This is a genomic window from Pseudoalteromonas sp. TB51 (genome assembly GCF_000498055.1).
In the GTDB taxonomy this organism is placed as follows: Bacteria; Pseudomonadota; Gammaproteobacteria; order Enterobacterales; family Alteromonadaceae; genus Pseudoalteromonas; species Pseudoalteromonas atlantica.
Genome location: NZ_AUTO01000216.1, coordinates 49639 through 67904, shown reverse-complemented (window position 1 = coordinate 67904; position 18266 = coordinate 49639). Strand labels below are relative to the sequence as shown.

Annotated in this window: 19 protein-coding genes and 1 pseudogene; 10 read left to right on the top strand and 10 right to left on the bottom strand. The window is 40.6% G+C overall.

The window, feature by feature from the left end; genetic code table 11:
* Positions 1-97: 97 nt before the first annotated feature.
* On the top strand, positions 98-2113 hold the full coding sequence (locus L650_RS0112165) for a methyl-accepting chemotaxis protein (protein ID WP_029773294.1): 2016 nt from the start codon (positions 98-100) through the stop codon (positions 2111-2113).
* Between the two features lie 86 nt (positions 2114-2199).
* On the opposite strand, the gene L650_RS0112160 is transcribed toward L650_RS0112165, so the two are convergent.
* Both L650_RS0112160 and L650_RS0112155 read right to left on the bottom strand, forming a co-directional pair.
* The gene (locus tag L650_RS0112160) at positions 2200-4326 is read right to left on the bottom strand and encodes a YgiQ family radical SAM protein (protein WP_029773293.1); all 2127 of its coding nucleotides are present in this window, start codon (positions 4324-4326) and stop codon (positions 2200-2202) included.
* 105 nt (positions 4327-4431) lie between these two features.
* A complete protein-coding gene (locus L650_RS0112155) occupies positions 4432-6633 on the bottom strand; it encodes an EAL domain-containing protein (RefSeq protein WP_029773292.1) in 2202 nt (733 codons plus the stop codon).
* A 141-nt stretch (positions 6634-6774) separates the two neighbouring features.
* Here L650_RS0112155 and L650_RS0112150 point away from each other — a divergent pair, with 141 nt between their 5' ends.
* Together L650_RS0112150 and L650_RS0112145 are read left to right on the top strand one after the other, a co-directional pair.
* Complete coding sequence (locus tag L650_RS0112150; protein ID WP_029773291.1) at positions 6775-7356, top strand: SRPBCC family protein; 582 nt, start codon at positions 6775-6777, stop codon at positions 7354-7356.
* Positions 7325-8212 (top strand): TIGR03899 family protein, encoded by an 888-nt coding sequence (locus L650_RS0112145; RefSeq protein ID WP_029773290.1) that lies wholly within the window; start codon positions 7325-7327, stop codon positions 8210-8212. The genes L650_RS0112150 and L650_RS0112145 overlap by 32 nt, the downstream gene beginning before the upstream one ends.
* 24 nt (positions 8213-8236) lie before the next feature.
* Here L650_RS0112145 and L650_RS0112140 read toward each other — a convergent pair whose 3' ends face one another.
* The 7 genes and pseudogenes from L650_RS0112140 to dusA form a co-directional block, all read right to left on the bottom strand.
* Positions 8237-9007 carry a TIGR04219 family outer membrane beta-barrel protein gene (locus tag L650_RS0112140; protein ID WP_004585848.1) on the bottom strand — a complete coding sequence of 257 codons (771 nt, stop codon included), beginning with the start codon at positions 9005-9007 and terminating at the stop codon, positions 8237-8239.
* A 3-nt stretch (positions 9008-9010) separates the two neighbouring features.
* The gene (locus L650_RS0112135) at positions 9011-9997 is read right to left on the bottom strand and encodes a DUF2333 family protein (protein WP_004585847.1); all 987 of its coding nucleotides are present in this window, start codon (positions 9995-9997) and stop codon (positions 9011-9013) included.
* An 8-nt stretch (positions 9998-10005) separates the two neighbouring features.
* Positions 10006-10518 carry a copper chaperone PCu(A)C gene (locus L650_RS0112130; RefSeq protein ID WP_029773289.1) on the bottom strand — a complete coding sequence of 171 codons (513 nt, stop codon included), beginning with the start codon at positions 10516-10518 and terminating at the stop codon, positions 10006-10008.
* 79 nt (positions 10519-10597) lie between these two features.
* Positions 10598-10904: pseudogene (locus L650_RS0112125) on the bottom strand (hypothetical protein).
* Between the two features lie 9 nt (positions 10905-10913).
* The gene (locus L650_RS0112120; protein ID WP_029773288.1) at positions 10914-11120 is read right to left on the bottom strand and encodes a PspC domain-containing protein; all 207 of its coding nucleotides are present in this window, start codon (positions 11118-11120) and stop codon (positions 10914-10916) included.
* Positions 11121-11130: 10 nt separating this feature from the next.
* The gene (locus L650_RS0112115; RefSeq protein WP_029773287.1) at positions 11131-11823 is read right to left on the bottom strand and encodes a PspA/IM30 family protein; all 693 of its coding nucleotides are present in this window, start codon (positions 11821-11823) and stop codon (positions 11131-11133) included.
* Between the two features lie 245 nt (positions 11824-12068).
* Positions 12069-13043 carry a tRNA dihydrouridine(20/20a) synthase DusA gene (dusA, locus tag L650_RS0112110; protein ID WP_029773286.1) on the bottom strand — a complete coding sequence of 325 codons (975 nt, stop codon included), beginning with the start codon at positions 13041-13043 and terminating at the stop codon, positions 12069-12071.
* Positions 13044-13173: 130 nt separating this feature from the next.
* Here dusA and L650_RS0112105 point away from each other — a divergent pair, with 130 nt between their 5' ends.
* The 4 genes from L650_RS0112105 to L650_RS0112090 all read left to right on the top strand — a co-directional run bounded on the left by L650_RS0112105 (position 13174) and on the right by L650_RS0112090 (position 15819).
* Positions 13174-13686: a hypothetical protein gene (locus L650_RS0112105; RefSeq protein WP_029773285.1), complete on the top strand. Its 513-nt coding sequence runs from the start codon at positions 13174-13176 to the stop codon at positions 13684-13686.
* A complete protein-coding gene (locus L650_RS23790; RefSeq protein ID WP_164835561.1) occupies positions 13664-13993 on the top strand; it encodes a pyocin activator PrtN family protein in 330 nt (109 codons plus the stop codon). Before L650_RS0112105 ends, L650_RS23790 begins: the two co-directional genes overlap by 23 nt.
* Before the next feature lie 121 nt (positions 13994-14114).
* Positions 14115-14435 (top strand): helix-turn-helix domain-containing protein, encoded by a 321-nt coding sequence (locus tag L650_RS0112095; RefSeq protein WP_029773283.1) that lies wholly within the window; start codon positions 14115-14117, stop codon positions 14433-14435.
* Positions 14419-15819, top strand: coding sequence for a HipA domain-containing protein (locus L650_RS0112090; protein WP_085065484.1), 1401 nt, complete (start codon positions 14419-14421; stop codon positions 15817-15819). Before L650_RS0112095 ends, L650_RS0112090 begins: the two co-directional genes overlap by 17 nt.
* Before the next feature lie 277 nt (positions 15820-16096).
* Here the strand turns inward: L650_RS0112090 and L650_RS0112085 are convergent, their stop codons facing one another.
* Positions 16097-16717 (bottom strand): MarC family protein, encoded by a 621-nt coding sequence (locus L650_RS0112085; RefSeq protein WP_029773281.1) that lies wholly within the window; start codon positions 16715-16717, stop codon positions 16097-16099.
* Positions 16718-16811: 94 nt separating this feature from the next.
* On the opposite strand from L650_RS0112085, the gene L650_RS0112080 reads away from it, so the two are divergent.
* From L650_RS0112080 to L650_RS0112070, 3 genes are all read left to right on the top strand, one after another.
* Positions 16812-17246, top strand: coding sequence for a transcriptional repressor (locus L650_RS0112080; RefSeq protein ID WP_029773280.1), 435 nt, complete (start codon positions 16812-16814; stop codon positions 17244-17246).
* 72 nt (positions 17247-17318) lie between these two features.
* Complete coding sequence (locus L650_RS0112075; RefSeq protein ID WP_029773279.1) at positions 17319-17786, top strand: chemotaxis protein CheX; 468 nt, start codon at positions 17319-17321, stop codon at positions 17784-17786.
* Positions 17783-18211 (top strand): secondary thiamine-phosphate synthase enzyme YjbQ, encoded by a 429-nt coding sequence (locus L650_RS0112070; RefSeq protein WP_029773278.1) that lies wholly within the window; start codon positions 17783-17785, stop codon positions 18209-18211. Before L650_RS0112075 ends, L650_RS0112070 begins: the two co-directional genes overlap by 4 nt.
* Positions 18212-18266: the final 55 nt, after the last annotated feature.

The window sequence follows — 18266 nt, the reverse complement described above, 5'->3', positions numbered from 1 at the left end:
CACATATGTTAAATTTAAATTAATAGATATTAATTGCTTAACTTATTGGTTAAAAAGCCGATAAGATGTGATTGAAGTACTTTAATTGGAAATCCATATGAATCTGACAGTAAGCCAACGAATTTGGTGTGGTTTTATATTTATCACCTTATTACTCATAATCATTGGTGGTAACTCTTTAATAAAAATTGCGAGCATTGACCGCTCTACCCAGCAGGTAAACCAGTTATCACTGCCCGCGCTTAATAAAAGCTCAGAACTACAAGCTGAATTTATTTTAATGAGTAAAGCAGCCCAAGCTAGTTTTTATACCACCTCAAGCGCACAGCTCACCCCTATAAAACAAAAAGTACTTGAGCAAAAAGACAAATTCAACTCGCTGCACGCCGACCTTCAACGTGTTGTAAAAAACGATGCATCACTGAGTCAAAAAAGCCAAGCTGTAGAAAAAACCTACTTAAGCTTTTTAGGTACGGTCGAAAACCTATTAGCTGATAAAGATAAACAACTAGCACTTAATAAAACCCTCACAGCACAGCTTGAAACAATTGAGATTGCAGCTGAAGATGCCAATTCAGTCGTGCTTGATATCACAGATATTACTAACTTTGAGCAAAATCACCCACGCGCTTACCAAGCCGCCAATAACTTAGAAAACAACTTTATGTCTGTGGTGAGTAACAGTACCGATATGCTCACGGTTAAGACGACAAACACCTTAGATATTGTAAAAAATGAGCAAGCTTATTACCTTGACGAAGTAATTCGTACTTTAACGTTAATAAAGCCAGCTATAGAGCAAGATAACAACGACCTATACAGTGATTTACAAGCATACGTTGATACGCTGATAGAAAATATTAGCGGTAATAATAGCCTAGCGGCCAATAAGCAGCGCCTTATTGACGCTATCGCACTTACCGAAAAAGAACTTGCCCAATCAGAGCAAGCGACCACTATGGCACTGTCGCAAATTGATGATTTAGTGACACAAGCAAGTACTGTAGCTTACAAATTACAAGAAGGTGTTCGCGAGGATGTAGACTCAGCGACGCTCTGGACATGGGCAGGCATGATCATCGCAACGTTAATTGCAATCGCAATTGCGATTCTTACCGTTAATAGAATCACTAAGCCACTGGCTGAGGTTAATCGGATTTTAGATATTGTTGCCAGCGGTGATATGACCCAACGCTTAGATGACTCTGCAAAAGATGAATTTGGCGAGCTATCAAAAAGCTGTAACACCCTTATAGATAGCCTACGTAGCTTAATTAAGGGCATTATTTCACGCTCAACTCAACTAGCAGCGGCGTCTGAGCAAACATCGGCCATTACCGGTGAGTCAAGCCAAGCTATCCGTAACCAACAAGCACAAGTAGAGCAAGCAGCAACAGCCACAACCGAAATGAGCAGCACGTCGCAAACAGTAAGCAACAGCGCACAACAGGCACTTAACGAAATTAAAAATGCCGATAAAGAAGCTGAACGTGTAAAAGGGATATCTCATCAAAATAAAGCCACTATTGAGCAACTTGCTCGCGAGGTGGACGATGCATCAGGTGTTATTAATAAGCTTCATCAAGACAGCGCATCTATAGGCAGTATTTTAGATGTAATACGCGGCATTGCAGAGCAAACCAACCTATTAGCACTTAACGCTGCAATTGAAGCGGCACGTGCCGGTGAATATGGCCGAGGTTTTGCAGTAGTAGCGGATGAAGTACGCTCACTGGCAAGCAAAACGCAAGAGTCGACCCAAGAGATACAATCTATGATTGAATCGCTTCAAAGTGGCGCAGAAGCGGCTGTAACAGCAATGTATAAAGGTAAACAGCAAGCAGAGTCATGTGTTGAACAAAGCGACTTAGCAAGCAGCGCATTAGACTCAATCACACTTGCCGTATCGCAAGCACACGATGTAAGTGAAGAAATCTCTACCGCAGCTCAAGAGCAACAACAAGTATCACAAGAAATTAGTGAACGTTTAGAATCTATTGTAGCCATAGCCGAGCAAACAGCTGAGGGTGCAAATCAAACAAACATTTCAAGCTCAGAAGTAGCCAAACTTGCTGAAGAGCTAAGAATATCGGTAGAAAACTTTAAGGTGTAATGCACACCTAACAGCAGTAAATTAACGCAATAAAAAACCCGATACTGTTACTCAGTATCGGGTTTTTTGTTTACTTGTTTTAACGCTTAGCGAGAAGCACGCTGGCGATTGCCGCCCACTTTAGGCTTAGTGTTAGCCTTTTTAAATTGGCTAAACCCAGTATGGCGAGTTAAGGCTGGGCGCCCTCCTTTACCTTTACCAGCGCCTTTATGTACTTTTTCATCGCGGCCTTCTTCTGGCACTAAGCAATTTGGGCCTTTACCAATTAAATTGGCTTTACCCATACTACGCAGTGCATCGCGGATCATTGGCCAACCAGATGGATCGTGATAACGCAATATGGCTTTGTGTAAGCGACGTTGGCGCGCTCCTTTTGGCACGGGTACTTGCTCTTTGTTGTTTTTAATATTACGCAACGAGTTCATTTCTGTATGGTAAATGGTGGTTGCATTGGCCATAGGCGACGGGTAAAAGTTTTGTACTTGGTCTAACTTAAAGTCGTTAGATTTAAGCCACAATGCCATGTTAACCATGTCTTCGTCTTTGGTACCTGGGTGCGCTGAAATAAAGTACGGGATTAAATACTGCTTTTTACCCGCTTCTTTTGAGTACTTATCAAATAGCTCTTTAAATTGATCGTAAGCACCCATGCCCGGCTTCATCATTTTAGACAAAGGGCCATCTTCTGTGTGCTCAGGGGCAATTTTTAAATAGCCACCCACATGATGTGTCACCAGCTCTTTTACATAGCGAGGGTCTTGTACGGCTAGATCGTAACGAACGCCTGAGGCGATCAAAATCTTTTTAATGCCCTTCACTTCACGGGCTTTTTTGTATAAATCGATAGTAGGTGTATGGTCTGTATCCATGTGCTTACATATATCAGGGTAAACACATGAAAGTCGTCTACAAGTACTTTCTGCTTTTTTGCTCGTACAGCGCAATTTATACATGTTAGCCGTTGGGCCACCTAAATCAGAAATAACACCGGTAAAACCAGGTACTTTATCTCTAATTTGTTCTATTTCATCAATAATCGACTCTTGCGAGCGACTTTGAATAATACGTCCTTCATGCTCGGTAATAGAGCAGAACGAACAGCCACCAAAACAGCCACGCATAATATTAACCGACGTTTTAATCATATCGTAGGCTGGTATTTTTGCATCACCATAACTTGGGTGCGGTATACGCTGATAAGGCAAACCAAATACATCATCCATCTCATGGGTTTCGAGCGGAAATGCCGGCGGGTTAACCCAAATAGAGCGATCGCCATGGCGCTGAAATAACGCACGAGCACAACCTGGGTTGGTCTCTTGGTGCAAAATGCGCGAAGCATGGGCATAAAGCGGTTTATTAACACTTACTTGCTCAAATGCAGGCAGTTTAACGTATGTTTTTTCCCACGGTTTAGGACGCGCAGGCTGAATAGTTATAGGTTTAGCGGCCTCTGCTTTTAAATCAATACCGGCTTGCTTAAACTCTGATTTACTACACCCAACATCATCAGCCCCATAGGGGTTTGGGATAGGGTCAATTTTGCCAATTTTATCAATCGCTGTTGAATCACTTCCGCGCCAGCCCGGTATTGGCTCTTTACGAATAACCGCTGTACCACGAATATCCTGAATTGTATCCATAGTTTCGCCAGCGGCTATACGGTGGGCTACTTCCACCAGCGGGCGCTCTGCATTACCATAAATAAGGATGTCGGCTTTGGCATCAAACAAAATACTACGGCGTACTTTTTCTTGCCAGTAGTCGTAATGAGCAATACGGCGCAAGCTTGCTTCAATACCACCAATAACAATAGGCACACCTTTGTAGGCTTCGCGTAAGCGCTGAGAGTAAATCATCACCGCACGGTCAGGGCGCTTGCCGCCCACATTACCTGGTGTATAGGCATCGTCATGGCGCATTCGTTTTTCTGCCGTGTAGCGGTTGATCATCGAATCCATGTTGCCGGCTGTTACACCAAAAAATAAGTTTGGTTTACCAAGCCCCATAAAGGCATCTTTTGATTGCCAATCTGGCTGAGCAATTATACCCACTCTAAAGCCTTGCGCTTCAAGTACACGGCCAATAACCGCCNCCCAGCCAAGAGCGTCCATTTCTTCGCGAGTGGTAGGTAAAAATGGGGCGGTGCCATAACATTCAGCCCAATATTTGGGGTATGAAAATAGCGCGCGTTCAGCTTTAAGGGAGCTCATAGTTTTGGCCGTAGAATAACAAAAGGCGCGAATTATATCCTAATACATTGCTTATTTATACAACATTACCTAGAGATATCGCGCCTACTGTAAAGTCTGTTTATATTAAGTTTTTTTATTTCGCTCTTTAATAAACTCTAAAAGTTCATGCTCAGGCATTGGCTTAGCGTACATAAAACCTTGTACTTCATCACACCCTAAGTTTTTCAAAAACTCTGCCTGCTGCTGTGTTTCTACACCTTCAGCAATTGTTTTTAGTCCTAGTTTAGCACCAAGCGACACCACCAAAGCAGCAATAGCACCGGTATCGTTATCGGGTAAGTCTTTTACAAATGCGCGGTCTATTTTAAGCCTATCAAGCGGTAAACTTTGTAAGTAACTTAACGAAGAAAAGCCCGTTCCAAAATCATCAATCGCCACTTCTACACCTAATTCTTTTAACTCTTTTAGGGTATTGATCACGGTTTCTAATTCATCCATTACCACGCTTTCAGTCACTTCTAACTCTATATTGCAGGGTTTAACGTCGTACTTTTGTAAGGTGTTTTTTACTGTTTTAGCGTAGCCTTTAACCTTAAATTGCGGCACAGATACATTTACAGCAATGCAAATTTCTTCACCGAGTGCCTCTAAGCGTTTTTGCTGTTGGCAAGCTTGTTCTAAAACCCATTGGCCAATATCAACAATTAAACCGGCATCCTCTGCTAAAGGCACAAACACCGCAGGAGATATAAACGAGCCATCTTCTGATGGCCAGCGCAGCAATGCTTCACAGCCAATTAAAGATAAATTATCAAGTGAAAGCTGAGGCTGATACCACACTTGGAGTTTTTGCCGAGCAAAGTCATGACGTAACTGCCTAATAATACCTAAGCGCCAAGCCATTTTGTCTTGCATATCAATATCGTAGTAAATACCCTCTTTGCATTTAAGCTTTTTAGCTTGGTTTAATGCAATATAGGCAACTTTGAGTGTATCTAACCCAGTACTTTGAAAGTCTTGCTGCTGACATAAACCAATTCTAAAATCGACAGGCAAAATATGCTCGCCAGCACTAAAAGGCACACTCAGCACGTCGTTAAATTGTTCGAGGTCAAACTCCGTTTGGCGAATAATAAAGCCAAATACATCTGCGCCAATACGCGACAATAACTTTGCGTCTGGGTAAGCATCTTTAAGTCGCTTTACAATCTCGATTAACAAATGATTGCCAATTTCTTGTCCTAAGCCATTGTTAATATCTGCAAAACCAATCACATCAATTAATACAAAAACGTAGTCATTAACATGTGGTTTTTGATAACGCACCACCCGCTCAATAAAATTAGTACGATTAGAAATACCGGTTAGTACATCTTTGTAGGCCGCATCTCTTAGTTTTACAAACAGCCTTACGTTATCAAGGGCTACACTCACATTAGTAAGAAAAATCTCTGCAAATTGCAGCTGCGCATCACTCGGTTTATGCTCGCACTCTAAATAAATAGCAGCCTGGCGGTGCTTACTTTTAACAATAAAAGTTACGCTCGAATCGGTTTGGCAATGCTGAGCCGACTCAAAACACTGCTCTACTTGTTCAAGCGCAACGCTATCAACATTAACAAGCTTTTCACCAAAGTAGCTCTCATAATGGCCACTGCCACCCAATACTTGAATAAAGTTATCGCCATCTAGCTTACTGCATACCAACCCAACTTGCTGACACTCTAAAATAATGCCCAAGTGTTTAATAATCTCTTTGCACAACACTTTAATATCGGTAAGCCCTAAAATAGACTTTGAAGCCGAAACAATGGTGTTCATTGCATCACTTTGATACTCAAGTTGGCATACTTGCTCGTACGAGCGAATAGCGGTAATTAAAGAAGTTACTAATTTAGAACGAGTTAACTCTGTTTTTGTTTTATAATCGTTAATGTCATATTCGCGAATTACTTTTTCTTCTGGGGTGTTGCCCGCTTGGCCGGTACGTAAAATAATTCGCACATGCTGGTTGTTAAGCTCTTCGCGAACGCGTTTTACAACTTGCAAACCCGCATCATCAGATTCCATCACTACATCTAAAAAAATAACGGAAATTGTATTATTGTTTTTGAGTATTTCGATGGCTTCGCTGCCAGAGTACGCATCGTGAAAACGCAGCCCTGCCCCCCAAAACTCTACGCCCGACAATGCAAGTTTAGTCACTGAATGTATTTCAGGATCGTCATCAACGATCAAAACATCCCAAAAATCAGATAATTCTTGGGTTATTTCTTCTTCGCTGTCTGGCGCTAAAAATAAAAAATCGCTTTGCTCTGACGACATTATCTACCCTTTATCAGTTTTAATACTTATATAAGCTCATACCTATGTGCTAAAAATATATTTTTGGTTTATAGGCTAATTCATACTATAGTCGATTAATAAAAAGTTGTTATATTTCAAACTAAAAAACTCGTAAAAGGTGTGCCTATTAAATTTTTTAAAATCCTTATAAAAACGCTCTTATTGTTAGTTTTAGTGGCTATTTTGATTGGTTTAACCCTGCCGCAAAATTACAGCGTAAATAAAAACATACAAATAAATGCCAATGTAGCGACCGTTAAATCGCTGGTCTCTGACTTTAGCCTTTGGCATACATGGTCACCTTGGGGCAAAGTAGATCCGTCTATCACTTTTACTTTAGGCGAACCTAGTCGCGGTATAGGCGCGCATCAATCGTGGCAAAGCGACTGGGGGTATGGAGAAATGACCATTACGTCGCTTTCGCAAAATAAAATGACCTTTAATGCACTTTTAAAAAATGAGCATATTATTGAAGGTGAAATTACATTTACCGAAGTAGAAGGTGTGGTAAATGTAACGTGTAATATTAATGGCCAAACCAATACCCCGCTAATTTCGGGTTATCTATCAATTTTTAGCGAGTATGTATTAAGCAATACAGTGTCACTTGGCTTAAATAACTTACAAACAGTGGCGCAATTACGCGACCAAAAAACACAGCTGGATAACGATGACAATAAAATCAGCCCAAGCGAGAATTAACCTCGCCAATATAATTGAGTCTTTACTTGGCTACCCCGTAAAAAAAATAACCACAAATACTGGGCAACCAAGTACAGATCAAAGTTACGGTTCTAAAGGCGATCTAAACCCGCTTTATCACATAAATAGCGATAACCCTATTTTAGCGCGCGCCCAAAAGCGCCAAGATTTACTGCTTATAAAACAGCAGCAAAATATAGAAACCATTTTAGCTAAAGCAATGGGATTTTGCCCCGATGTGGCAAGCAATAAACAACCAGATGCCGACTGGGTAGAGCGCTTTATTGCCCTATGTGAAGACACCTCAAATGAATCGATGCAAACACTGTGGGCTAAAATTTTAACTGGCGAGACCCTCAACCCCGGTACATTTTCTATAAAAAGCTTACAAACACTCAAGCATATGACCCAACGCGAAGCAGATGCATTACAAAAGTGTGTATCGCTGAGCAGCTACAACGCAAAAGACGACAGCCACTTTATTTTATTAGGGTTTTATAAAAAGCCTTCGCTTTTCGACTTACTACGAAAAGGCAATAAGGTATCGCTTAATTTAGGAAAAACGGGGATCAGCTTTCCTGATATTTTAACGCTAATGGATCTTAATTTACTCTACAGAAAAGAAATAGAATCGGCGGTATTAAAAGCAGGCCAAGAGCTCACCCTGTCGTTTTTATCGCAAAAAGTGACGTTAAAAGCTAAAAGCAGTGACTTAGTATTAAGCTATTACAAGTTTACCCAAACAGGCGATGAGCTTTCTAAGCTTATAAATTACCCTGTAAATAAGGTGTATAAGCAATTAATTAATAATGCATTGGAGGGAGAATTTGATTTAACGTGGCATGTTAATAAATAACACACCACGCTGTAAGCTCACTAATTAAAAGTGAACTTGAATACCCGCAAATGGGCCTGATGCGTCAATATCGGTATTAATATCATCAACATCATCTAGCTCTAACGTCATTGAGCGGTAACCCGCTTTAATAGCTACATCTACCGCTAGGTTATCAATAAGTTCATACGCTACACCTACTTGGTAGTCTTGTACTTTACTATCGTCGATAGCCAAAAAGCTGCCTTCAAAAAACACGCTTAAACCCGTAAATGGTAAGCCTGCTTCAGCACGGCCATACGCAAGTGGCACAAAGCCCGAAAAATCTTTAGTCTCAGAGAAGTTAGTGCCACCTTGTTGAGTGGTACCAGTTACAACAATGTCGCCGTCAAACTGCTTTGCGTTTAAACCTAAATCAATTGAAATTAAATCGTTATCAAAAATTTCGTAATAAAGAATGTAATCAATGTGAGTTAAATCACTTAATGTATTTGCAGTTGTACCAACCACGTAATCTGAGCCATTAAAGCTAAACGTATCAGTAAGGGTTGCTGAGCCATTAAGTTCAAGCTCAGTGTATTTAAGCTTTAGGTTAGGAACTAATGGCACTGGGTGCTCTAGTGCCGCGTAGTAGCTAATAAAGGTTTCGTCTTCAAAATTAAAATCTTGTGGTGCGTTATCTTTGTAAGAAAACTGACCGTCGTTATCTGACTGCCAGCCATCAACACCTACATATAAACCTAATAGAGTGTCTGCCTGTGCTGCAGGGGCTAAACATGCCATTGAAAGGGCAGCTGCTAAACAATACTTTTTCATTTTTTATCCTTGAGCTAGTAGTTCGCTAAGTTCGATTAAAGCCGCATTGGCTCTTGAAATATAATTTGCCATAACTAAAGAATGATTTGCCACAAAGCCAAAACCATTCCCGTTTAATATAATTGGGCTCCACACGGTTTCTTGTGTTGCCTCAAGCTCACGTATAATTTGCTGTAAGCTTACACGTGCATTTTTCTTTTCTAATACATCAGCAAAGTCATACTCAACCGCTTGTAAAAAGTGTAATAACGCCCACGTTGCACCGCGCGACTCATAAAACACGTCGTCTATTTCCCACCACGACGTTCTTACTTGTTGCTGAAGTGGTGTGTAGGTCGCTTGCGTGTTTGAAGAATTACCAGCTAAATCGGTATTTACTTTGTCTTGGCCAACACTTGCACTTAAACGCTGACTTAAACTGCCTAAACGCTTTTCGGCTTCTTTTAACCAGCTACGTAGATTATCTGCACGTGAATAAAATTGGCTATCGCGCTCATGCTCGTTAGCAATTTGTGAGCGGTACACAAGAAGGTAGTCTATTCCCTTTTGGTACTCTCCCTCGGCACTTGGCCATGCCCATGCTTCAGAGCTAATATTAAATTGCGGCTGCGCTTTTTTAAGGGCTTCATGTTCGGTAGATTGCGACTGTGAACGGCTAAAGTCTTTACGCATTGATAACGCTAAATCACGCACCATTTCAAGCGCGCCATATTCCCACGCTGGCATGTCATCCATTATCACACTTGGCGGCATCACATCGTTTGATAAATATCCACCTTGCTTATCAAGTAATGTGCTAGCAACGGTAATAAGCGTTGAGGTGGTTGTATAGCCTGTTACCATTTTTTCGTTGCGTGCTTGCGCGGTTTCTTTTGCATTAGTTACTACGTTAAAACGTGCCGGCTCAATGCTCCAATAAACTGCAATAGCGTAAAAAATAATAAGTAGTACCACCAAGGCACCAGCTATTTTTCCTTTATGTTGCGACATTTATCCTCCTAGTGATGAGCGTGTTGTTTTTTAGATGGCTTTGAATGCGCAGCTTGCGCTTCAAGCGAAACCACTTGAGCATTAGTAAACAAGCGGTTACCGTCACTAAAATATAGCGTGAGTTTACGTTCTTGCCCTACTTTTAGTGGTTCTTGTGGATCAAATACCATTAAATGGTAACCACCAGGCTCAAAGCTTAGGCTTTCATGGCCCTTAATAGTAACGGCTTTAACCTGTTGCATTTTCATCATGCCATTGACATGTTTGTGCTCATGTATTTCTACACGGCCTAAACCTTCGATGGTCGCTTTAGTTAATTTAGCAACACCACCACCGTGGTTAGAAATTGTTAAATAGCCAACACTCGACTTACTACCAGGCAAAAATGCCCTTACTTGTGCATGGCTTACTTCAAGCTTAGCTTCGTCTGTATCGTGGCTGTGCCCAGCATGTGCAGCAACCGATGACGAAAACACATTAATCATTAACGCCGAGGCCATAAAAAAGCACTGCTTCATCATCGCTTTATTCCTTGTGAAAGCATAAAATTTCACTTTAAATTTAACATAGTTAACTAATAATAGTCAGTTAAATTAAGGCTTAAGAGGTTACTTTTTTGTTATCGAGCACCAACCAGCACAGTACAGCTACAAATAATAATGGCCAGGCTATCATCACTGAACCAAATAACAGTGCCAAAATGGTGCCAACCAGCGCGACAATCCCTGCGCCTATTAACCCCATGGTCACTAAAGCCATTACGGCTACCACNGCCAGCCAGCTCAAGCCCCACCCAGCTCATATCTGCAATCCAAAGTGGAAACTGCCATGAATCAAAATGTATTAGCGACACAGTATCAGTAAAAAGTAACACATATACGACAACACATATTGCTAAGGTTTTCATATCCCTCTCCTAATACGCACGCTCTTTAAGGCAGCAGTGAGCAATCAAATAACCAAGCGCTACTGCAAACGGAAAACTTATAAATAATAAAATTGTTACTAAGCGTGTTGACCACACTGGAAAATCAAGGCGACGCGCTAACCCACTGCATACGCCCGATATTTTTTTATTCAGTGAATCTTTGTACCAACCACGCTGTGTTTTAAAGTTATTCATACTCTACTCCTTAAGCGCTTCGCGCAGTTGTATTGGTATTACTTTGCTTAACACTGGCTTTTAAACGAGCCAGCTCTGCATCTATTTTTTCATTTTTAACTAAAGACTCAATTTGCTCAGCGGTTGATTGCGCTGTATTTGTAAGTTCATAAGCATCAACCTGTGCTTCTATGCCTTCCACTTTTTGCTCTATCATTTCAAAGCGAGACAAAGCATTTGCGACGTTGTCGCTGTGTAATTGCATGTTCACTTTTTCACGTGCAGCAACAATATCGTGGCGTTTTATTAATTGAGCTTGTTTGCTTTTAGCTTGCGCCATTTTTTGCTGTAAACGCTCACAATCTGCTGTAATTTTCTCTATCGACTCTTTTAGAGTATTTAGCTGAGTGTTTTTTGCTGCAATTTGCTCATCTACTCGCTGTTTTTCTACTAACGCAGACTTGGCTAAATCGTCACGGTTTTTAGCAACTGCCAGCTCAGCTTTTGTTTGCCACAAAGTTAAGTCTTTTTGTTTTTGTGCAATTTGGCGTTTAAGCGTTTTCTCTTCGCACAGCAAGGCTGCGGCCGTGCTTCTACATTCGTTAAGCGCTTCTTGCATTTCACTTAGCATAAGGTTGAGGAGTTTTTCTGGGTCTTCTGCTTTATCCAGCATGGCAGCAATATTGGATTGGATAACATCATTTACGCGATTAAATATACTCATTGTTTTGTCCTGTTGTTTTTAATTGATAACAACAACAGGATTCCAAGAGTTATGCCAAGTAACAAAAATTTATTTATAATCCTTTATATTCAATTAGTTAGACAGGTAATAAGTTATTTTAAACTAACTAAAAACTGAATGCTAATAAGCTAAAATCACTAATTTATTTATCTTTTGACTAAATTTTAGTTATAAAAAAACCACTTTAAAAAGTGGTTTTTTTATAACTGGTCAATGCTTTAGTATTACTCAGGCACAAAACTTAATGCTTTATCCATTACCGACAAATCAGCCTGTTTACCGTGACCGTTTTCTGAAAGGTGACGTCTAAATCCGCGCGCCCCTGGCTGCCCCTGAAAAATCCCCAGCATATGGCGTGCTATATGCCAAAAGTTAGCACCTAAACGCATTTCTTCTTCTATGTAATCATACATAGCGCGCACCACATCGTGACGAGTCTGAGTATTGGCCACCTCACCGTAAATCTTTTCATCCACCTCATTAAGCATAAATGGATTACTATATGCTTCGCGACCAATCATAACGCCGTCTATATGCGCTAAATGCGCTAGGCTTTCTTCAATTGTTTTAACGCCGCCATTAATGCTTAAGTCGAGCTGTGGGTAGTCTTTTTTTAGTTGGTAAACGCGTGGGTAATCAAGAGGCGGTACTTCACGATTTTCTTTAGGGCTTAAACCATTTAACCACGCTTTACGGGCATGAATAATAAAGTCATCACAGCCAACTTTATGGCTGGCTTCAATTAATGCGCATAAAAACTCATACGAGTCTTGCTCATCAATACCGATGCGTGTTTTTACCGTAACAGGAATACTAACTTCGCTTTTCATTGCCGCAACACACTGTGCAACCAGCTCAGGCTCGGCCATTAGGCATGCACCAAAGCGCCCGTTTTGTACTCTATCTGAAGGGCAGCCTACATTTAAGTTAATCTCATCGTAACCGCGCTCACCCGCAAGTTTTGCACACTTTGCTAGCGCCTCGGGATCAGAACCCCCCAGCTGCAAAGCAACCGGCCCCTCGTGCTGATTAAAGTGTAGGTAATCGCCGCGACCAAATAAAATCGCCCCCGTGGTGATCATCTCAGTGTATAAAACAGCGTGCTTACTCATCTTACGATGAAAAGTACGACAATGACGATCAGTCCAATCCAGCATGGGTGCAACAGAAAATCTGCGATCTACTTCATTTGCGACCATCACTCTGAACCCATTGATTTATAATGACTTATGTTAAATTTCACAATTTTTTAACTCTCTAAAATTCTGACGATTTCTGGCTATTTCCGCTGATTTTTAACCCTCAGGAAGACAATAGGCAGACAAAACTATGGCTCATTATACCATCCGAAAACGATTTCGCGCAGATCAACCTGTATTTTGTGCGTCAGTTATTCAGAAAAATAAAGGAATAATTACTTTTTCAAAATCTAAAACACATTCATCTAAAACGGCTGCTGCTAAGTGGGCCAAAAACTTAGTCAGTCAATTAGAAATAAATGAAGCGATGAACCACCCAGGACCAAAAGAGATGACATTAGGAGATCTAATTAATGAGTATATGATAAGAAAAGAAAAATCGAACCGCCCTCTGGGTCGTACAGCTAGTTACGGCTATAAAACGATTATAAAACATCCTATTGCCGAGTTAGTTTCTTCTAAAATACAGAGCCATGATATTGTTCAGTTTTGTTTACAACGCAAAAATTCAGAACATAATCCCTCCCCTGCAACAATAAGTATCGATGTAAGCTTAATAAGAAAAGTGCTTCGAATTGGTAAGTCACTACTTGGCGTACACTGTAATCAACAATCTGTTATTGAAGCTTATTGGACTTTATGAGTTTTACGGCACTGCAATCATCGACTTTGATGATATTCGGCAAAAACATCTTGGCTGCTCACATGATGTCGCCACCAGAAAAATAAAATCTGGTGGATTACCATTTGTAACTTTTAGGTTGGCGGATTCACAAAAAGGTAAACTGTTCGTTCATGTTGATGATCTGACCGAGTTAGTCGAACGGCAACGAGAGCGAGCGCGAAAGAGCTCCAAAAGCATATCAGTGAGTTTAAAGATGCCAGCAAAGGGAATAGTTAATGTTTATAAAAATGAACTAGCTTCCCTAGACTCTTATCTAGAACATTAAAAGTAAACTATAAGTGACTTTTAATGAGAAAAAGGCTTTTAGAGGCTATAAGTTAATTATATTTGACTTATATCTATTTCGGCATTACTTTATATTTAAAAGTAAATAATAGTTAACTTATATGAGTAATCTTGCCAAGACAAACAGAACAGGTAAATCGGTTAAGGCAACAGTGATGCCTAACTTATCAAAACGCTTTACCCCTACTCAGCTCGCTGAGGCGATCACTGCAAAGCGAACGGGTATGAAGCTGTCTCTCGTAGATGTATCTGAGTCATTGTCTATTTCAAAGCCAACGCTGGTGAAAATAGAAAAAGGCGATACCAATGTAAAGTTAGCGAACCTTCTCAAGGTAATGGAATACCTTGGTCTTACATTTAGCCTTCTTTCCGATGATGCTACTTCCAAAGAAGAAACAGGGGTAAGTGATGACTGGTACTGATAGAAATACCCTGAACGTTTATATCGGTCATGATCGTAAAATTGCGGCAATAGCCATTCCTGTAGGCTCTGAAACAGAACTAACCTTAACTTATAATCATGACTGGATTAGAGAGGGTTTCGCTATCTCTCCACACTTACCTTTGAATGGTGAGTTTGATCACAGAGCGGTTCGAAACTTCCTACAAAACTTGTTACCTGAAGGTAAAGGGTTAGAAGAGATCACCAGTAATACCACTATCTCCAAAAATAATACCTTTGGGCTCATCAAGATCATCGGCGCAGACACATCTGGCGCGTTGTCATTTACAACCAAAAGCAATGAAGAAACTGAAACTTCATTTCGAGAAGTCACTAATGAAGAACTAATCGAAAAGTTAGCTCGTTTTAAGAATGCTGGAGAATCAATTACCTATTGGGATGGTCATACAAGGCTATCAGTCGCGGGTGTACAAGATAAACTTAACTTATTAGAGATAGATGGCAAATTAGGATTTGGTGAAGGCCAGCTTTGCTCCAATAAGATCTTTAAGTTTGAAACGGGAAAAGCGCCTTTTATTGCTGTGAATGAGTTATTTACCATGTTATTGGCAAAACATTCGGGTATTGATGTACCAGAGGTGGCAGTACGAAAATATGGAGAAGTCAGCGCGTTTGTCATTGACCGTTTTGACCGTAAGTTAATAGCTGAACAACAGCGTGTTATGCGCCGTCACATTATCGATGGCTGCCAAGCAACCAACCTACCTCCATCATACAAATACGAGCGTCAACACGGCGATGAAGGCGACGGTATTTATATTCGTGATGGTGTGTCTTTTGTGAAGCTGTTTAATGTACAAACAACCAATGCCGAAGCGTATCAAACGCAACTTATACGCTGGATGACCTTTAATATTTTAGTGCGTAACTATGATGCTCACGGTAAGAACATCAGTTTCTTTGTGGGTAAACAGGGTCTAAGTCTTACGCCATTTTACGATTTAGTAAATATCGAAGCTATCATTCGAGAGATCCAGGCAAGGCAAGCTGATGAAAAATCTAATGTGGCAATAGCTACAGGCATGGCAAACCATTTCGCGATGTCGATAGGTGAATATGGTGCAGGCAGTGCTGGTAATTTTAATCACCCGTTTACAGCTTATATGTTGGCAGATTTTGCCCAAGAATTTGGAATATCACTCGCGCGTCTGCAATTGTTAATGAGGCAAATGATCAAACAAGTGCAAAGCTCTGTTGATTTAGCTAAAACCGATACGCTTAAACAACAGCTAACTGATTCTGAAATACAGCATGTTGATACCTGTATTCAAATCATTGGTGAATCGATTGAAGAGTTAAGTGCAGAAGTGGATCAAATAACAGAAATGAGTGACTTAATTTAGCGTGGGTTTCTAGCTATTTCTGTTTATTTCATTAAAGTGGAGTGACAATAAGTAGACAGCGAAATTTGCCATTAAAAATTAAATCCTAATAAATCAGTGGTTTAAGTTATTTTTCGCATATATGATTCCAATCAAGCATGGGTGCAACAGAAAAACGTCTGTTTAACGTTGGATTATCTAATGTGCGTTTTTGCAATGTAAAAGCCTCGGGGATTATAAGTAAATACGCCCATAAAAAGGCGCTGTATTTTACACAAAAGCCTAATTAGCATCAATGTTAGCTGTATATTTGTAAACCAAAATAATGCGCGATACCGTTGAGTATATTTGTAACTGCCACAGAGCTTAAAATTAACCCCATGATTCTACTTATAATACTTGCGCCACTGTCGCCTATTAATTTATGTACATGATTTGCGAGTAACAACAGCACAAGCACAACAACTAATACAACCAACATCATCGACGATGTAGTAACTTGCTCAACCCACGAGTATTCTTCGTTACGGGTCATCAGTACTGCGCCAAGCATGGCGCCTGGGCTTGCTATAGAGGGAATGGCTAGCGGAAAAATCGCGGTTTCTGTGCTGTCGCGCACACTTTTAATCTCAGACTCGGGCTTACTTTCACCAAAAATCATTGAAAGCGCAAAAATAAGCAGGACTATGCCCCCAGCTATTTGAAACGCCGACAGCGGTATTTCAATTGCATTTAATAGCTGCTCACCGGCAATAACAAAAAAGAGTAAAACCACAGCGGATACACCCACGGCTTTAAAAACAACTTTTCGTTTAAACTTTTCATCTTCCCCACGTGTCACAGCAATAAATACAGGCACTGTACCTATAGGGTCTATCACCGCAAAAAAGAAAATAAATATAGCTACCAGTTCATGCATTAATGGGGTTCCTAGATAAAAAGTGTTTAATAAAAACGCTGCAAGTACAACACAGTATGTTAGTATATCACGGTAGCGTAAGGATAAGAGAATGATGAATATAGAATCACTCGTAAGTAAAGCAAAACAAGTTTGTGACAACCGTGGTGCGCGTTTTACGCCTATCCGCGAAAAAGTATTTCGCCTATTAGCTAGCGCCCAAGGCGGCGTTGGGGCGTACGATTTACTTGAGCAATTAAAAGTAACAGAAACAGGCGCAAAACCTGCAACAATTTACCGTGCGCTAGACTTTTTATCAGAGCTGGGCTTTATTCACAAAATAGAAAGCACCAATGCATTTATGCTTTGCCATCACTTTGATCATATTCATCCTGTGCAGCTATTAATCTGTGACAGTTGTGGTTTTGTAAAAGAGCTGCACTCTACGGTTATTTCTCACGAGCTAAACAACTTAGCAGCAGAAAGCGGCTTTGTTGTATCAGGGCAAACTATTGAAGCACACGGTAAGTGTGAGTCTTGTAGAAGCTAAACCCAAAGTTTGTTTTAAAGCTATACTCATATTTAGATAGCCACTTTAGCACCAATTTTAAGAGTACCTAACATGAATGTTGAGTTCATTAATCCATTTTTATCTTCTTTGATCAATGTGTTATCTACAATGGCACAAACCGAGTTAAAACCAGGTAAGCCGCGTATAAAAACAGACGAAGTCGCCTGTGGCGATGTATCTGGTTTAATTGGCATGGTAGGCGCGCAAACTCGTGGCTCATTTTCAATTACCTTTGATGAAAACTTAGCTCTGACCATCATGGAACGCATGCTTGGTGAGCGCCCTGACAACATAGACGATGAAGTAACTGATATGGTTGGGGAAATTACTAATATGGTTACCGGTGGAGCTAAAAACTTACTCGGCGAAAAAGGCTATGACTTTGATATGGCTACGCCAATTGTAGTTGCAGGTAAAGGCCACACCATCACACATAAAAGTAAGGGCAAAAAAATAATTATGCCATTTAGCTGTGATGCAGGCGATGCAAATATAGAAGTTAGCTTTGATAAGTTATGAGCTGGCAACAAACTCAAATAACCTTAAAACCGCGCGCTCGAGGATTTCATTTAATAGATGATGAAATACTCGCGCAGCTGAGCGAGCTGGCTAATTATAAAGTTGGCCTATTACATTTGTTTATTCAGCACACATCGGCAAGTTTAACCATAAACGAAAACGCCGATCCTACAGTCCGCATGGATATGGAAAGCCACTTTAACCATTTTGTTCCCGAGCGCCAACCTTACTATCGTCACGATTACGAAGGTGATGATGATATGCCAGCCCATATAAAAACCAGTACGTTAGGGAGTGAATTAAGTATTCCTATAAGCAATGGTCGCTTAGCGCTAGGTACATGGCAAGGTATTTACTTAGGCGAGCATCGCGACGCTGGCGGTGCAAGACGTATTATAGCGACCTTGCAAGGCGAAACCTTTTAACCTTGTATTGACCTCTCCTCCCTTGCTTTTACCCACCTCACCTCGCATTAATTAA

Excerpts from the sequence above, each read along its gene's own strand:
- L650_RS0112105 (WP_029773285.1), top strand. The coding sequence starts at position 13,174 with ATGGCTCATTATACCATCCGAAAACGATTTCGCGCAGATCAACCTGTA.
- L650_RS0112095 (WP_029773283.1), top strand. The coding sequence starts at position 14,115 with ATGAGTAATCTTGCCAAGACAAACAGAACAGGTAAATCGGTTAAGGCA.
- L650_RS0112130 (WP_029773289.1), bottom strand. The coding sequence starts at position 10,518 with ATGATGAAGCAGTGCTTTTTTATGGCCTCGGCGTTAATGATTAATGTG.
- L650_RS0112135 (WP_004585847.1), bottom strand. The coding sequence starts at position 9,997 with ATGTCGCAACATAAAGGAAAAATAGCTGGTGCCTTGGTGGTACTACTT.
- L650_RS0112115 (WP_029773287.1), bottom strand. The coding sequence starts at position 11,823 with ATGAGTATATTTAATCGCGTAAATGATGTTATCCAATCCAATATTGCT.
- L650_RS0112145 (WP_029773290.1), top strand. The coding sequence starts at position 7,325 with ATGACAATAAAATCAGCCCAAGCGAGAATTAACCTCGCCAATATAATT.
- L650_RS0112140 (WP_004585848.1), bottom strand. The coding sequence starts at position 9,007 with ATGAAAAAGTATTGTTTAGCAGCTGCCCTTTCAATGGCATGTTTAGCC.
- L650_RS0112080 (WP_029773280.1), top strand. The coding sequence starts at position 16,812 with ATGAATATAGAATCACTCGTAAGTAAAGCAAAACAAGTTTGTGACAAC.
- L650_RS0112120 (WP_029773288.1), bottom strand. The coding sequence starts at position 11,120 with ATGAATAACTTTAAAACACAGCGTGGTTGGTACAAAGATTCACTGAAT.
- L650_RS0112070 (WP_029773278.1), top strand. The coding sequence starts at position 17,783 with ATGAGCTGGCAACAAACTCAAATAACCTTAAAACCGCGCGCTCGAGGA.
- L650_RS0112085 (WP_029773281.1), bottom strand. The coding sequence starts at position 16,717 with ATGCATGAACTGGTAGCTATATTTATTTTCTTTTTTGCGGTGATAGAC.
- L650_RS0112165 (WP_029773294.1), top strand. The coding sequence starts at position 98 with ATGAATCTGACAGTAAGCCAACGAATTTGGTGTGGTTTTATATTTATC.
- L650_RS0112155 (WP_029773292.1), bottom strand. The coding sequence starts at position 6,633 with ATGTCGTCAGAGCAAAGCGATTTTTTATTTTTAGCGCCAGACAGCGAA.
- L650_RS0112075 (WP_029773279.1), top strand. The coding sequence starts at position 17,319 with ATGAATGTTGAGTTCATTAATCCATTTTTATCTTCTTTGATCAATGTG.
- dusA (WP_029773286.1), bottom strand. The coding sequence starts at position 13,043 with ATGGTCGCAAATGAAGTAGATCGCAGATTTTCTGTTGCACCCATGCTG.